The 14,073-nt window shown below is 31.1% G+C and carries 16 protein-coding genes and 2 tRNA genes; 16 read left to right on the top strand and 2 right to left on the bottom strand.

What is annotated here, in order from left to right:
* Position 1: 1 nt before the first annotated feature.
* The 9 genes from ACCQ40_RS04100 to ACCQ40_RS04060 all read left to right on the top strand — a co-directional run bounded on the left by ACCQ40_RS04100 (position 2) and on the right by ACCQ40_RS04060 (position 8,996).
* Complete coding sequence (locus ACCQ40_RS04100; RefSeq protein WP_410032718.1) at positions 2-802, top strand: RnfABCDGE type electron transport complex subunit B; 801 nt, start codon at positions 2-4, stop codon at positions 800-802.
* Positions 803-913: 111 nt separating this feature from the next.
* Positions 914-1,297: a NusG domain II-containing protein gene (locus ACCQ40_RS04095; protein WP_410032716.1), complete on the top strand. Its 384-nt coding sequence runs from the start codon at positions 914-916 to the stop codon at positions 1,295-1,297.
* 3 nt (positions 1,298-1,300) lie between these two features.
* Positions 1,301-1,810, top strand: a complete 510-nt coding sequence (locus ACCQ40_RS04090; protein ID WP_410032715.1) for a Gx transporter family protein — start codon at positions 1,301-1,303, stop codon at positions 1,808-1,810.
* 4 nt (positions 1,811-1,814) lie between these two features.
* A complete protein-coding gene (radC, locus tag ACCQ40_RS04085; protein WP_410032714.1) occupies positions 1,815-2,495 on the top strand; it encodes a RadC family protein in 681 nt (226 codons plus the stop codon).
* Between the two features lie 11 nt (positions 2,496-2,506).
* Entirely contained in the window at positions 2,507-3,517 is a 1,011-nt protein-coding gene (gene mreB, locus ACCQ40_RS04080; RefSeq protein ID WP_410032713.1) for a rod shape-determining protein, read from the top strand.
* Between the two features lie 6 nt (positions 3,518-3,523).
* The gene (gene mreC, locus ACCQ40_RS04075; protein ID WP_410032711.1) at positions 3,524-4,417 is read left to right on the top strand and encodes a rod shape-determining protein MreC; all 894 of its coding nucleotides are present in this window, start codon (positions 3,524-3,526) and stop codon (positions 4,415-4,417) included.
* A complete protein-coding gene (gene mreD / locus ACCQ40_RS04070) occupies positions 4,410-4,898 on the top strand; it encodes a rod shape-determining protein MreD (protein WP_410032710.1) in 489 nt (162 codons plus the stop codon). Before mreC ends, mreD begins: the two co-directional genes overlap by 8 nt.
* Before the next feature lie 11 nt (positions 4,899-4,909).
* Positions 4,910-8,359 carry a penicillin-binding transpeptidase domain-containing protein gene (locus tag ACCQ40_RS04065; protein ID WP_410032709.1) on the top strand — a complete coding sequence of 1,150 codons (3,450 nt, stop codon included), beginning with the start codon at positions 4,910-4,912 and terminating at the stop codon, positions 8,357-8,359.
* A 10-nt stretch (positions 8,360-8,369) separates the two neighbouring features.
* On the top strand, positions 8,370-8,996 hold the full coding sequence (locus tag ACCQ40_RS04060; protein ID WP_394011808.1) for a P-loop NTPase family protein: 627 nt from the start codon (positions 8,370-8,372) through the stop codon (positions 8,994-8,996).
* Between the two features lie 9 nt (positions 8,997-9,005).
* Here the strand turns inward: ACCQ40_RS04060 and ACCQ40_RS04055 are convergent, their stop codons facing one another.
* The gene (locus ACCQ40_RS04055) at positions 9,006-9,263 is read right to left on the bottom strand and encodes a GIY-YIG nuclease family protein (RefSeq protein WP_394011806.1); all 258 of its coding nucleotides are present in this window, start codon (positions 9,261-9,263) and stop codon (positions 9,006-9,008) included.
* Positions 9,260-9,865, bottom strand: coding sequence for a regulatory protein RecX (locus ACCQ40_RS04050; RefSeq protein ID WP_394011804.1), 606 nt, complete (start codon positions 9,863-9,865; stop codon positions 9,260-9,262). The genes ACCQ40_RS04055 and ACCQ40_RS04050 overlap by 4 nt, the downstream gene beginning before the upstream one ends.
* Positions 9,866-10,212: 347 nt before the next feature.
* Here ACCQ40_RS04050 and ACCQ40_RS04045 point away from each other — a divergent pair.
* The 7 genes from ACCQ40_RS04045 to ACCQ40_RS04015 all read left to right on the top strand — a co-directional run bounded on the left by ACCQ40_RS04045 (position 10,213) and on the right by ACCQ40_RS04015 (position 14,073).
* A tRNA-His gene (locus tag ACCQ40_RS04045) sits at positions 10,213-10,289 on the top strand.
* A 1-nt stretch (position 10,290) separates the two neighbouring features.
* Positions 10,291-10,376, top strand: a tRNA-Leu gene (locus ACCQ40_RS04040).
* Between the two features lie 233 nt (positions 10,377-10,609).
* Positions 10,610-11,326 carry a UMP kinase gene (pyrH, locus tag ACCQ40_RS04035; protein WP_394020226.1) on the top strand — a complete coding sequence of 239 codons (717 nt, stop codon included), beginning with the start codon at positions 10,610-10,612 and terminating at the stop codon, positions 11,324-11,326.
* Positions 11,327-11,887 (top strand): ribosome recycling factor, encoded by a 561-nt coding sequence (frr, locus tag ACCQ40_RS04030; RefSeq protein WP_394011800.1) that lies wholly within the window; start codon positions 11,327-11,329, stop codon positions 11,885-11,887.
* A gap of 79 nt (positions 11,888-11,966) precedes the next feature.
* On the top strand, positions 11,967-12,986 hold the full coding sequence (locus tag ACCQ40_RS04025; RefSeq protein WP_410032707.1) for a type II secretion system F family protein: 1,020 nt from the start codon (positions 11,967-11,969) through the stop codon (positions 12,984-12,986).
* Between the two features lie 8 nt (positions 12,987-12,994).
* Positions 12,995-13,366, top strand: coding sequence for a type II secretion system protein (locus tag ACCQ40_RS04020; RefSeq protein ID WP_410032706.1), 372 nt, complete (start codon positions 12,995-12,997; stop codon positions 13,364-13,366).
* Between the two features lie 2 nt (positions 13,367-13,368).
* Positions 13,369-14,073 carry a prepilin peptidase gene (locus ACCQ40_RS04015; protein ID WP_410032705.1) on the top strand — a complete coding sequence of 235 codons (705 nt, stop codon included), beginning with the start codon at positions 13,369-13,371 and terminating at the stop codon, positions 14,071-14,073.

Below are 14,073 nucleotides of genomic sequence, written 5' to 3'. Positions count from 1 at the left end.
TATGAATGAAATATTATTACCAGTTATAGTTCTTGGAGCATTAGGTTTTATATTTGCTGTAGCTCTAGGACTTATAAGTTCAAAATTTAAGGTAGAAACATCAGTTACTGAAGAAGCAGTTAGAAATGCTCTACCAGGTGCCAATTGTGGAGCCTGTGGTTATCCAGGTTGTGATGGCTGTGCAGAAGCTATTGCAAAAGGTGAAGCTCCAGTTAGTGCTTGTGTAATCGGTGGACCAACAACAACTAAAGCAGTGGCTGAGGCTATGGGAGTAGAAGCTGTTTCAAGTGATAATAGACAAGTAGCAGTTGTTAAATGTAATGGAGATTGCGAAAGTGCCAAAGATTTATTTGAGTATTCAGGACTTGAAGATTGTAGGGCACAAATTGCATTATTTGGTGGTAAAAAAGAATGTAATTACGGTTGTATTGGATGTGGTACATGTGAAAAAACTTGTCCATTCGATGCTATACACGTACATAATGGAGTAGCTAAAGTAGACCGTGATAAATGTGTAGCTTGCGGAAAATGTGTAGCAGCTTGTCCAAAAGATATCATTACTTTAGTACCATACGACCAAAAGGCTGTTGTTTTATGTTCTAATCAAGAAAAAGGTAAGGATGCACGTAAAAAATGTGATAAGGCATGTATAGCATGTACACTTTGTGCCAAAACTTATCCAGAAGGTTTTGAAATGAAGAAAAACCTATCAGTTGAAAACATTGATCCAAATCTTGATGTAGAGTTATTACAACAAGCAGCAGATAAATGTCCAAACAAATGTATAGAAGTTTTTAATTAATAGTATAAAGATAAACCGGTTTTGCCGGTTTATTTTTTTATAAACTCATATTTTGCCCTAAATTGACAATAAAAACTATTAAATGTAAACTCATATAATGAGGTGTTTTTTATGAAAATTAAAAAAGGTGATATAATTATTTCCCTGAGTCTATTACTTTTAAGTATAGTAATGGCCTTTGGGATTTCAAATAGTAGACCAAAAACAAGTGGGAAAATAGTAAGAATTGAACATAATTCTGAATTGTATGGGGAATTTTCCTTAAATGAAGACAAAGTAATAGAAATAGATGATGGGGTTCACTACAATAAGGTAGTCATAAAAGATGGTGAAGCTTATATGGAAGAGGCAAATTGTAGAGATCAGATTTGTACTCATATGCCACCGATAAGTATTAATGGAGAGACTATAATTTGCTTGCCAAATAGAGTTTTTCTAGAAGTAATTGATACTGACCAATCAAACGATGATGACATAGATAGAATAAGTAGGTAATAGATGAAAGATTTAAAAAAAGTAACAAGTATTGCACTATTGACTTCTATGGCCCTGGCTATTTCTTTAATAGAACATATGATTCCTATACCTGTTCCTATTCCTGGAGCCAAGCTTGGTTTTTCTAATATGATAATTTTACTAAGTCTATATTTTTATGGTTTTAAATCAGCCCTTTTAGTTGGAGTTTTAAAATCATTTTTACTAATGCTTATAACAGGATCTGTTACTGCATTCTTTTATTCATTCGCAGGAGCTGTATTAGCATCAATTGGTATGGCGGCTTCTATGAAGCTTTTAAATAAATTTTCTTCCTTTATAGGTATTAGTGAAATAGGTGCATTTTTTCATAACCTAGGTCAAATATTAGTTGCAGCAGTCTTTATGGGCAATATAAAAATGCTAATTTACTTTCCTGCCCTTGTAATGATGGGAGTATTTACAAGTTTTTTTGTAGGTCTTAGTGTAAATTATGTAGCTAGTCATATGGAAAAAATTGGTATCGGGGATTAAAAAAATGAAAAAGTCGATTAAAGATTTTGATTTAGAGGATAGGCCTAGAGAAAGACTTATAAGCAAGGGAGCAGCTAGTTTAAGTGATGAGGAGCTTCTTGCTATTATAATTGGAACAGGAACTAGAGATAAAAATGTTATAGAACTATCAAGAGAAATATTAGAAACATTTTCTTATGAAAATCTTTCAGATATCGAGGTTAGCGAGCTTATAAAGATCAAGGGAATTAAATCTGCAAAGGCAAGCTCTATTGTAGCTTCGCTTAGGTTTGGTCAAAGAATTGCTCAAAAGACAATTGAAAAAAAGATAACAAAGATTTCTTCTAGTGAAGATATCTATAATTATCTTAAAAATGAACTTGCTGATAAGAAAAACGAATACTTTTATGCTATCCTTTTAGATACTAAAAATGTTATAATATCTAAAGAAGTAATAAGTATAGGTACTCTTGATGCATCCCTAGTCCATCCAAGAGAAGCCTTTAAGCCTGCTGTTAAAAAATCGGCAAAATCAATTATTTTTGTTCATAATCATCCAAGTGGAGACTTTTCTCCATCTAATGATGATTTTAAAACTACCCAAAGACTTGTAGAAGCAGGAGATATTTTAGATATAAAAGTCTTAGACCATATAATAATCGGTAAGGATGGTTATTATAGCTTTAAAAAAGAGAATTTATTATAGGAGTACTACAAATGAGATTAAAAATGGTTGCTACAGACTTTGCCATAGATCTTGGCACTAGCAATATTTTAGTTTACAAAAAAAATGAAGGAGTAATCATAAATGAACCTTCTATGATGGTTCTAGACCAAAATAATACAAAGGTCTTGGCTATCGGAAAAGAAGCAAAGGAAATGATTGGAAAAACTCCTGGAAACATCCACGTTGTAAAACCAATAGAAAATGGGGTTATAACAGATTTTAACCTTACAGAAGCTTTATTAAAACATTTTTTTGACCAAGTAAACTCTGGAACTGCTATTATCCAACCTAAAATAGTAATTTGTGTTCCAAGTGGAATAACAGACATAGAATCTCGAGCAATAGAAGATGCAGCTTTACATGCTGGTAGCCGTGATATTATTTTAGTAGAACAATCCCTAGCAGCAGCTTTTGGCATGGGCCTTACTCCAGAAGATCCAAGTGGTATTTTATTATTAAATCTAGGTGCTGGCACAAGTGAGATAAGTGTTATTTCTCTAAATGGCATTGTAACAAGCAAAACTATCAATAAAGGTGGAGATTACATAGATGATGCTATTATAGATTTATTTAGAGAAAAAAGAAAATTGGACATAGGAGAGGCAACAGCAGAAGAGATTAAAAATAATTTGCTAAGCTTAAGAGTAAAAGATGCAGAAAATTCTATGACAGTTGATGGTAGAGATTTAGTATCAGCTGCACCAAAGTCAGTAGAAATAAAAAGTAAGGACCTAGTAGAATGCATCATGCCATATTCAGATGAAATTGTAAATATGATTTATGAAGTTCTTGAAAAAATACCACCAGAACTTACAGCAGATATCAAAAAAGATGGCTTTGCTCTAACGGGTGGTCTTAGCCAGATAAAGGGTCTACGTGAGTATATAGAAAATAAATTGCATTTAACATCATATACATCTGATAATCCACAAACAGATGCAATCTTAGGTGCTGGACAAATTTTAGATAATCCAGATAGATTTTTTAAATATCGTAAGTAGGTAAAAATGGCATATAGAAGAAGAAAAAAATCTAATAAATCATTTTTAATAACAACTTTAGCATTACTTTTAACCATAGGCATATCATCTCAAACTGAATCCCTATCAGGAGCTGGATCTAATCTTGCTAATACTATATTTAAATCAATAGAAGGCCTTACCTATTCTGTTTCATCAGAAATAATGAATCAAATAGAAAGAACAGTAGGTTCTAAAGAAACTAGATCTGAGGTTATGAGATTAGAATCAGAAAATAGATCTCTAGTTATGGAAAATGCTAGACTTTTATCTGTTATAAACAAGGAAGACTTTTTAAAAAATGAAGCCAAGGCTATAGAAAATTCTCCAAATGAATTTATAAAGGCAAGTGTCGTAAATTCTGATGTTACATCTTTAACCAGCAATTTTACTATTGATAAGGGCAAGAAAGATGGAATTAAGAAAAATGATATTATCCTTCAAGCAATAGGAGATAGTAAATACTACACAGGTCTTGTTGGAAAAGTTACTGAAGTTTATGATACAACTGCTAGAGTAGAAACAATAAATAATCAAGCCAATGATGTTTCTTTTATAAATACTCGTAGTGGTGACTATGGAGTTATTGATAAATTTACATCAAGAACTATTCAAGGATATATGTTAGATGTAGAAAGTGAAGCTAAAAATTCAGATGTATTAATGACTAGTGGGCTAGGAGGAGTATATCCATACGGAATTTATATAGGAACAGTTAGCAATGTTTCTATGAGCCAAGATAGTCTTAGAAAAAATATTACAGTAGATTCACCAGTAGATTTTTCACACATATACAGAGTTTTAGTTTTAAAAGGCAATCAAGATTATGAAACTGATGAGAAATCTAACGAAATTGAAGGGGAGGAGAGTGTAAGTGAATAAATTTAAAACTTTTTTAGTATTTTTAATAACCTTTATCCTTCAAACGACTATATTTTCAAAAATTGATATATTTGGTGCAAATATAAATATTATACTGCCTGCACTAATTGCCGTGTCACAAATACTCGGCCATAAAATAGGACCTTATGGTGCTATGATTACAGGTTTAGTAGAAGATTTTTTATTTACAAGCTTAATAGGTCCTCGTGCCTTGTCATATTTTTTAATCGGATCCTTTGTATCCAGTGATAGATTTAACTTTTCTAAAGATAGATCCACTGGACTTATTATGACATTTTTAGCAAGTATATTTAATTTTTTGTTTTTAAGTTTAATTTACTATATCTTTATTAGAGTTAATAATTTTACAAATTATTTTCCACTACCACTTCTAGTAGAATCTGTACTAAATACACTAATTTATTTTATTTATTACAGATTGATTAAAAAGATAATGTATATTCCAACTTATAGAATTTAGGAGTAAAATCTGTGAAAAAACAAAAGGAAAGACGTTTAGTAGCAATACAAGTTCTTGTTATCCTCCTAATGGCTATAATAATTGGAAGGCTTTTTTCAGTTATGATAGGCCAGGGAGACTATTACAGGGACTTATCGGATAATAGAAAAGTTAAAGAAGTAGATGAGATAGCAAGCCGTGGAAATATCTATGATAGAAATGGAAAAATCCTAGCAACAAGTATCCCATCCTTTGCTGTTCAAATTTATAAAGACCAGTTATTAGAAAAGAAACCAGAAGAAAAAACTCAAAATCTAGCTAAATTAGTAAATATTCTAGAGGCTGATGGAGTGAATTATACAGATGATTTTGCTTTAAAATTAAATTCATTTGTATACAAAAGAGATGAAGATTACTTTATTTTAGGACAAATGCCTACAGAAGTTGTAGTCTCTACCTTAATAGATAACGGTTTAGTAGATGAATTTTTAACATCAGTTTATAAAGATGAAAATATAGAATATGAGACTATGAGTACAGCCCTTCTTGCTTTAAAAAAACGTGGAGTAGATATTCCAGCTAACGTTAGCCAAGAAGATGGCAAATTAAAAGTATCTTATAGAGATAACTCAAAAAGTAAGCTAGAAGCAGTAGGCTTTAATGAAAATGATAATCCAATAGATGTTGTAGTGCAATCAGTAGGAAATGATAGGTCAGTTTTACTATCTATCTTACAAAATTCAAATGCTAGAATCCTAGCCTATGATATTTTAAAGGCTAATAATTTGCTTGGAAGTATTACTATGCAGCCTTATGTAGTAAAAGCTAATGAGGATATGATAGAGAAAAAGGCAAAACTTTCCAAAGTATATCCAGAAATTTCTCTAAAAAGTCAACCAAGCGATGATTTTTATGAAATTGTAAAAACTTCTACTATAAATGATGTTCTAACCAAAGCAAATATAAATGAAGATGGATCTTATATAATCCCTGCGGATATTCTTATCCAACAACTTGAAAATATGGGTATATATGCAAACTTTGAGACAGAAGTAATAACACAAACTGAGGATGATAGGAATACATATACTGTAAATATAAATTTCAAAAACCCTCAAGCAGGTTCTCCTGTAGATGAATTAGCAAGAATTGCCGATGAAAATGGCTTACTAAAACCTTTAATATTATCAGAAGATATAAAGTATATGGCTCAAAATGCCAATACTTTAAATAATATTTATCCATCTATAGATATCTCAGAAGAAGATCCAGAGGATTGGGATTATACTTTTAATATTGAAAAGCATAATTTTTATACTTATTATGCTTCAAAAGATAAGGTAAATGATACTGAGAAAGTAGTATCTGTATTAGAAAATGAAAAAGATGCTAAGGCTATCTTAGATTATCTAAAAAAGATTAGCAACTTAGAAAAATATTCAGATGCGGAAGCGGTAGGTATCTTAACTATAGATAATAAAATAAACCGCCAAGGAAACTATGGCTATCGCCCTATAAACTTAGTTTATAATATAAATGAATCTACCGTTTTAAAAATAGAAGAAAATATAGATGCAACTTCAGGTATTCAGGTAGATACTATACCTATTAGGTCATATCCAAATAGATATCTTGCAAGTCATATTTTAGGATATATGGGACCTATTGCTACTACAGAAGAAGTTGATAAATATGTAAATGAGCGTGATTATTTGCGCGATGAAATTATAGGGAAAACTGGTATAGAAGAATCCTACCAAGATAACCTAAAAGGAAAAAATGGTAAATCATTAGTAACAGTTGACTCAGCTGGTAACAGACGTCAAACCATATCTCAAACTCCATCTGAGCCAGGCGATGATTTATACTTATCGATTGATGCTGATTTACAAGAACAAGCTGAAAAATCCCTTCAAGGAGTTTTAGAAGCTATTAGCAAAGGTCGCCAATACGAATCAGATTATGGAAGCTTTATGCCACTTAGACCAGCTCCTCATGCATCAAGTGGAGCGGTAGTAGTTTCAAATGTAAAAACTGGTGAAGTTTTAGCAATGGCATCATTCCCAGATTACGATCCAAACTTATTTTCAACCGGTATTTCCCAATCAGACTGGGAGAGTTTACAAGTTGAAGAAGATAGTGGACCACTTGTACCTCGTCCTATGCTAAATATAGCTAGTCAAACAGCAGTTATGCCAGGTTCTACTTTTAAACTTGTAACAAGCCTTGCAGCTTTAGAAAGCGGCCTTGATCCACAATCAGTTATAACAGATTATGGTTATGTAGAAGTAGGTAATAGAAGATTCAACGATTTGGTATGGACAGAATATGGAACAACCCACGGGGAAGAAAACTTATACGGAGCTATTAGAGATTCATGTAACTATTACTTTTATGTATTAGCTCTTGGAGAAAACCCACATGATGGTAGGTCTATAGGTACAAAATTAGACCTAAATGATATTAGGATTGCAGCAGAAAAATTAGGACTAGATCAACCAACAGGTATTGAAGTAAATATACCAAAAGAAACAACTGGTAATATTCCATCAGTTGGTAAAAAAGTAGAAATTACCAAAATGATGTTACAAACTTACCTAGAAGAAAAATTACCAGTTTATCTAAAAGATGGTATTAAAAAGTCCAGAAGCGAATTTGAAAATGATGTTTTAGAAATAGTCAAAATGACCACAAATCCTAGTGAATGGACTAGAAAGAATATCATAGAATTTTTAGATGAAAAAGGATATAACGCAGAAGCTGCCTTAGGCGAAGACAAAGCTGGACTTGCAGATACTATAAAATATACTTATCTTAACCAAGCTGAATGGGATGTTACAGATATGCTAAATATAGTTATCGGGCAAGGACAAAACGCTTATACACCAATTCAGATGAATAGGGCTATTGCAACTCTTACAAATGGTGGTTATTTAAATAAATTTACCTTAGTAGATAAGGTAACTAATCATGATTCTGGTGATGTATTATTTAATAATGTTCCCGAAAGAGAAAGAATTGATTTAAAGGATAGAAAATATCTAGAAGATATCAAATACGGTACACTTTTAGTTTCTCAAAATAATAAGATTTTAAATCAAATGCCAGTAGATATTGGTATAAAAACCGGTACAGCTGAAGTAGAAGGTAAAAATCTAGATGGTTCTGATTACGATTCTTATGCATGGATGGTAGGTTTTGCACCATATGATGATCCAGAAATTGCAATAAGTATTGTACTAACTCAAGGAGATACATCTTACAATGCAACACCAATTATGCGTGATGTGATTTCTAAATACTTTGACTTAGATGTATTTATCACAAATTCAGGAGATACTCCAGAAGATGCTGATATAGCAGAACTTGGAGATTCTGTAACAAATGATGATCAGGAATTGCCAGCAGTCTTAGAAGAAGAAAAAGAAACTGAAACAAATCAAGAACAAGAAAATGTTGGAGCTGACGGCACTCCAAATTAAAGGAAGAAAAATGAAAGTTTATGTAATAAATGGCCCTAAAGCCATTGGTAAAACAGATTTTTCAGTGAATTTAGCTGAATTTTTACAACAAAATAATAAAGTTTTATTATTGCAAGGAAAACGAGCTACAACATCTAATATAGAAGATTATTTTCAAAAAGATGGGATGATAACGTATGATTTGGCAGACTATTTTACAGAACTAGTACCGCTTGAAACAGTTATAGTCCATGAAAACCAAAACCTAGATTTCATTATAAGTCCACTTTTAGAAGACAAATATGAAATTACAGGTAATGATATTAACAATCTTTTAAGTAATGTAGCTTATGATTATGTAATTATAGATGGGGTTGATAAAAATCTCATCTCTAATAAAACCTCAGTAGATATAATTGGGGAAAATGAATTAAACCTTGTAAATGACAGTGATGCTTTTTTCATAAATAAAGTAAGCGAAGATTTTGATATAAGAAATTACAAAGATACCATTGATGGTAAAAATAGTAAGTATCTTGGCTCTGTTAAAAATGGTGAGTACTTTAAAAATATTATTGAAAATCTAGTTGCTGATAGGGCAGTAGATATACCAAAATTAGGTTTCTTTGAAAAATTGAAAGCAAGCTTTAGAAAATAAAAATAAGGACTAAGTTAGATTAAAACTTCTAACTAAGTCCTCTTTTTTTGCCTTAGATAATTTTTTTATAGCTATTTCTCTTTTTAAGGCTTCAGATTTATTTGATATTTCTTCGTAGTAAACTAGCTTACAAGGTCCCTTGGCCCTAGTATATTTGGCACCCTTTCCAGAATTATGTAAGGCTAGTCTTTTTTCTAAATCGACACACCAGCCAGTATATAAAGAATTATCCTTACATCTTAATATATAAACATATCCATAAGTCATTTGAAAAGTTCACCTACAACTTTATTTATAATATCAAAATCAAATCCTTTACCAGCTAAGTACCTATAAACTTTTTGCTTATTTTCTATAGAAAAATCATTACGAGCCTTTTTTACTGCAAAGTTATAGGCATTTTCGTATTCATCCTCATCACTTATCTGATCTAGATATATATTTATTAAATCTTCGTTTATTTTTTTAGATTTTAGAGAATATCTTATTTTATTTTTTGACCATCTAGAAATATTATGCTTATCAGCCACATATGATTTTACATAAATCTCATCGTTTAATATCCCATATTCATTTAAAAAATCTATAGTTTTTTCAATAGTATCAGCAGAAAAGTCATTTTCCTTTAAAAGCTTTTCTACTTCAAAACTTGTTTTTTGGGCATAGGATATTTTACTAAGAGCAAGATTTTTGGCCCTATTAACCTCATCATCAGCTAAAATTACTTTATAAGTATCAAAGCTTAGCTCATCATCTATATTTAAAAGTAAATCATTATATAAATCATAGGATATAGAAAAATCCTCACCAGATATGGTCAGGATTACTAAATTGTACTTATCCGAATAATCAATAGCCTCAATAATCATAGACCAGCAAATGAAGCATAAGCGCTATAAAGAATTGGGGCAACCATGGCAATAGCTATAATAATAGCAAAAATTTTAAGTATAGTCTTATTATTTTTCATCAAATTCACCTCTAATTTATTTTACTATTTAAACAAAAAAATACATTAGAAAAACTTTTTTAAAAGAATTCAAAAAAAAGCTTGACAAGGTATAGCAGGAAGTATTATAATAGTTCTTGCAGTTGAGAAATGCATGGAAGGCCTTATAATATGGCTATAATCTGAATGTTAAGTTCTTGTAAAAAATATATTAAAAAAACTTGACAAACAAATTATATGTTATATAATATATAGGGTAATGACCTGGTGGGTATGGTCCAGTTGGTTAAGACACCTGGTTGTGGCCCAGGAGGCCGTGAGTTCGAATCTCACTACTCACCCCATGCGGGATTGGCGGAATTGGCAGACGCGCTAGACTTAGGATCTAGTGAGAATTTCTCGTGAAGGTTCAACTCCTTTATCCCGCACCAATAGATATTAGAAACCGTTGTTAGTTCAACGGTTTCTTTTTTTATTGTTACCAACCAGTTAACGATGCAATTATTTGGAAACCATTTAGAAGGTTTCTTTTTTTCTGTCTTTTTAAGTGGGGTATGTTATAATTAATAATAGATAAGTTTTTAGAAAAACTTAAAAAACTCTTAGCACCCATCTTTATTATAAATTTAAAATAGGTTATAATTTATATTAATAGGAGGAAGTTTTGCAAAGATTTAAAAGAGTTATATTAAAATTAAGTGGAGAAGCCCTTGCAGGTGATAAGGGTTTTGGTTTTGATGATCAAGTTATAGAAAAGATTTGTTCATCTATAAAAGAACTTCACGAACTAGGAGTCGAGATAGCTATAGTCGTTGGTGGAGGTAATTTTTGGAGAGGCCGTTCTGGGGTAGAAATAGAAAGAGCAAGCTCTGATACTATTGGGATGCTTGGAACAGTTATGAATGGTTTAAGAATCCAAGGTAGCCTTGAAGAAATGGGTATGGATACTAGACTTATGACTGCTATTGATATGAAAGAAGTAGCAGAGCCATATATCAGACGCAGGGCTATAAGACACCTAGAAAAAAATCGTATAGTAATATTTTCTGCTGGAACTGGTTTACCATATTTTTCAACAGATACCACAGCTAGTTTAAGAGCTCTAGAAATTGATGCAGATGTAATCCTTTTAGGCAAGACTGGTACTGATGGAATATATGATAAGGATCCAAATAAATTTGATGATGCAGTAAAATATGATAAGCTAACTTACAAAGAAATTTTACAACAAGAAATTAAAATTATGGATACTACTGCAACAAGCTTGGCTATGGATAATGAGATGCCACTTATTGCTTTTGGTATAGATGAGCCAGAAAATATGGTGAAGATTTTTACTGACGATAAAGACATTGGTACAATTGTAAAGGAGAAATTTTAAATGAATTACGAAGAAATTAAATCAACAGCAAATAACGAGATGCAGGAAGCTGTAAAATCATTTGAGGGAAGAATTGCAAATATTAAGGCTGGACGTGCTTCAGAATCAGTTTTAGATGGTATTACATTTAGCTATTTTGGAACAGAAACACCAATCAACCAAGCAGCTACTGTAACTATCCCAGAAGCTAGACTACTAGTAATCAAGCCATGGGATAAAACAAATATAGGACCAATTGAAAAAGCTATTCAAAAAGCTGATATTGGTATAAACCCACAAAATGATGGGGAAGTAATCAGACTTCCATTCCCAGCTCTTACTGAAGAAAGACGTAAAGAATATACAAAAGAAGTAAACAAATACGCTGAAGATGCAAAAATCTCTATAAGAAATAAAAGACGTGATGCTATGGATGAAGTGAAAAAAAGTGAAAAATCTGGAGATATCACTGAAGATGATAGATTTTCACTTGAAGAAGAACTTCAAAATATCACAGATAAATACATCAACGAATTAGAACAAGCAGCTGATAAGAAAAATCAAGAATTACTTACAGTGTAATGTGGCTAATTTAGATTTAAATAAAATAAAAGACTTTTTAAATAAGGATATATCCTCTGTCAAAATTAATAGTAGGATTATGTCCTTATTTTTAAAGCAATTATCTTTATTAATTGGAACAGGACTTCCTCTTGATAAGAGTTTAAAGATAATAGAAGAGCAAAAATTAGATAAAAAGTTAAGCCAAGCCTTACATAAAATAAATTTAGATTTAGCAAAGGGAATGGCGGTAGATCAGACATTTATTCGTCATCAAAAATATTTTAATCCAATGCTAGTAGCTTTTATAAAAAGTGGTAGCAAAAGTGGGCGCATGGCAGAGGTATTAGACGAGCTTTCAACTTATATAAATGAGGAAAGTAAAAACAAAAAGACAATCCAGCAAGCATTAACTTATCCAATTATGATTGTAATTGTAATGATCATCATAAATATAATAGTAATTAACTTTGTTTTGCCAACTTTTGTAGGTATTTTTGACTCGTATGGTAAAGATTTGCCACTTATAACCCAAATACTTTTAAAGATAGCAGAATTTTTTACAAATTATGGAGTTATTCTTCTTTTGGTGGTTCTCTTGTCTATAATTTGCTTTTTTATTTTAAGAAAAGATAAGGTTGTCCGTCTTAAACTAGATAAGTTTAACTATTTACATTTTCCATTTTTAAAATACAGGAGGTTAAGTCTAGAATATCAGTTTACTTCTTTGCTATATATTTTAAAAGCAGGAGATATTGATATTGTAACAAGTCTTGAGATTATTAAAGAATCATTTAAAAATACATATATAAAAAAGGTTTTTGGTCAAATCAGCTATGATTTAGAAAAAGGTTATAGGCTAAGTAATAGTTTAGCTAGCAAAGGCATATTTTCACCTCTCCTAATATCCATGGTAAAAATCGGCGAAGATACGGGTGAAATGACACAAGCTTTAAAAAAATCACGTGATTATTTTGCAACTGACTATATCTATAAACTAAAACATATAGCTAGTATGGCCGAGCCACTTATGATAATTATTATGAGTGTGGTAGTGGGTTTTGTAGTATTTGCCATAGCCCTACCGATTTTTGAATCTGTTAATGGGGTCGGCTTTTAGGAGAAAATATGAAAAATAAAAAGAAAAAGGGATTTACTTTAATAGAACTTGTTATAGTAATAGCAATTATAGGAATTTTAGCTGCAGTTGCTCTGCCAAAATACAATAACTCAAGACTTGCAGCAGCAGAAGCAGCCCATAAGAGCAATGTGCAGATGTTAAAATCTGCTGCACTTGTTAAACAAAATGAAATGAGTTCTAGTGATCCGGATATAACTTGGAATAGTGTAGAAAGTTCTAAAGGTTATGTAGAAAAATGGCCAAAAGTTCCAGCTGGTTTAAAATCGACAAATAATAAAGATGTTCCTGAAACTTACACTGTAACAATCTCTTCTACAAACATTGAAATAAGCCCTTCAGAAGAGGATTTAACAAAATAATAGTGATATATATTTATATATTCTTCTTAGGAACAATATTCGGATCTTTTATAAATCTAGTAATAAATCGCACTATCAAAGAAGAAAGCATAGTAAGTCCACCCAGCCACTGTGATTCCTGTGAACACAGGCTATATCCATTAGATTTAGTACCTATTTTTAGCTTTTTATTTTTAAAAGGTAAGTGTAGGTATTGCAAGGCTAAAATTTCTAGAGAAAATTTGATTGTAGAAATTATTTCTGGCTTACTTCTGCTTATATTTTTTGATCCTAGCAATATTTTAAAGTCTAGCTTTCTATATTTTGGAATAATACTTGCTTTAGTAATAGCAGTAATAGATTTTAAAACCTATGATATTTATATGGTACAAATTTTATATTTAGCAATTATTGGGTTTATATATAGGATAATATTTATAGGCTTAGACTTTTTATTTATCCAAAACATTTTAATATTTATCCTTATTTATGAGATTATTTATTTTTTCTCTAAGGGTGGCTTGGGCGATGGTGATATTTACTATTACCTAGCTTTATTCTTATTTTTGCCAAATGACAAACTTTTGTGGTTTATTTTGACATCCTTGTGGCTTGGGGCAATATCTGGAATATTTATAGCTATAAAAAATAAGTCTACTAAAATAGAAATCCCATTTTGTATCTATATTTTTATGGCCTTTCTTATTTTTTCTCTACCTTGGGGTTAA

This window comes from Anaerococcus cruorum (assembly GCF_046365495.1).
GTDB classification, from domain to species: domain Bacteria; phylum Bacillota; class Clostridia; order Tissierellales; family Peptoniphilaceae; genus Anaerococcus; species Anaerococcus cruorum.
The sequence above is the reverse complement of the archived record's forward strand: the minus strand, read 5'-3'. Positions and strand labels throughout refer to the sequence as shown.

Excerpts from the sequence above, each read along its gene's own strand:
- ACCQ40_RS04100 (WP_410032718.1), top strand. The coding sequence starts at position 2 with ATGAATGAAATATTATTACCAGTTATAGTTCTTGGAGCATTAGGTTTT.
- ACCQ40_RS04095 (WP_410032716.1), top strand. The coding sequence starts at position 914 with ATGAAAATTAAAAAAGGTGATATAATTATTTCCCTGAGTCTATTACTT.
- ACCQ40_RS04090 (WP_410032715.1), top strand. The coding sequence starts at position 1,301 with ATGAAAGATTTAAAAAAAGTAACAAGTATTGCACTATTGACTTCTATG.
- radC (WP_410032714.1), top strand. The coding sequence starts at position 1,815 with ATGAAAAAGTCGATTAAAGATTTTGATTTAGAGGATAGGCCTAGAGAA.
- mreB (WP_410032713.1), top strand. The coding sequence starts at position 2,507 with ATGAGATTAAAAATGGTTGCTACAGACTTTGCCATAGATCTTGGCACT.
- mreC (WP_410032711.1), top strand. The coding sequence starts at position 3,524 with ATGGCATATAGAAGAAGAAAAAAATCTAATAAATCATTTTTAATAACA.
- ACCQ40_RS04060 (WP_394011808.1), top strand. The coding sequence starts at position 8,370 with ATGAAAGTTTATGTAATAAATGGCCCTAAAGCCATTGGTAAAACAGAT.
- ACCQ40_RS04055 (WP_394011806.1), bottom strand. The coding sequence starts at position 9,263 with ATGACTTATGGATATGTTTATATATTAAGATGTAAGGATAATTCTTTA.
- ACCQ40_RS04050 (WP_394011804.1), bottom strand. The coding sequence starts at position 9,865 with ATGATTATTGAGGCTATTGATTATTCGGATAAGTACAATTTAGTAATC.
- frr (WP_394011800.1), top strand. The coding sequence starts at position 11,327 with ATGAATTACGAAGAAATTAAATCAACAGCAAATAACGAGATGCAGGAA.
- ACCQ40_RS04025 (WP_410032707.1), top strand. The coding sequence starts at position 11,967 with ATGTCCTTATTTTTAAAGCAATTATCTTTATTAATTGGAACAGGACTT.
- ACCQ40_RS04020 (WP_410032706.1), top strand. The coding sequence starts at position 12,995 with ATGAAAAATAAAAAGAAAAAGGGATTTACTTTAATAGAACTTGTTATA.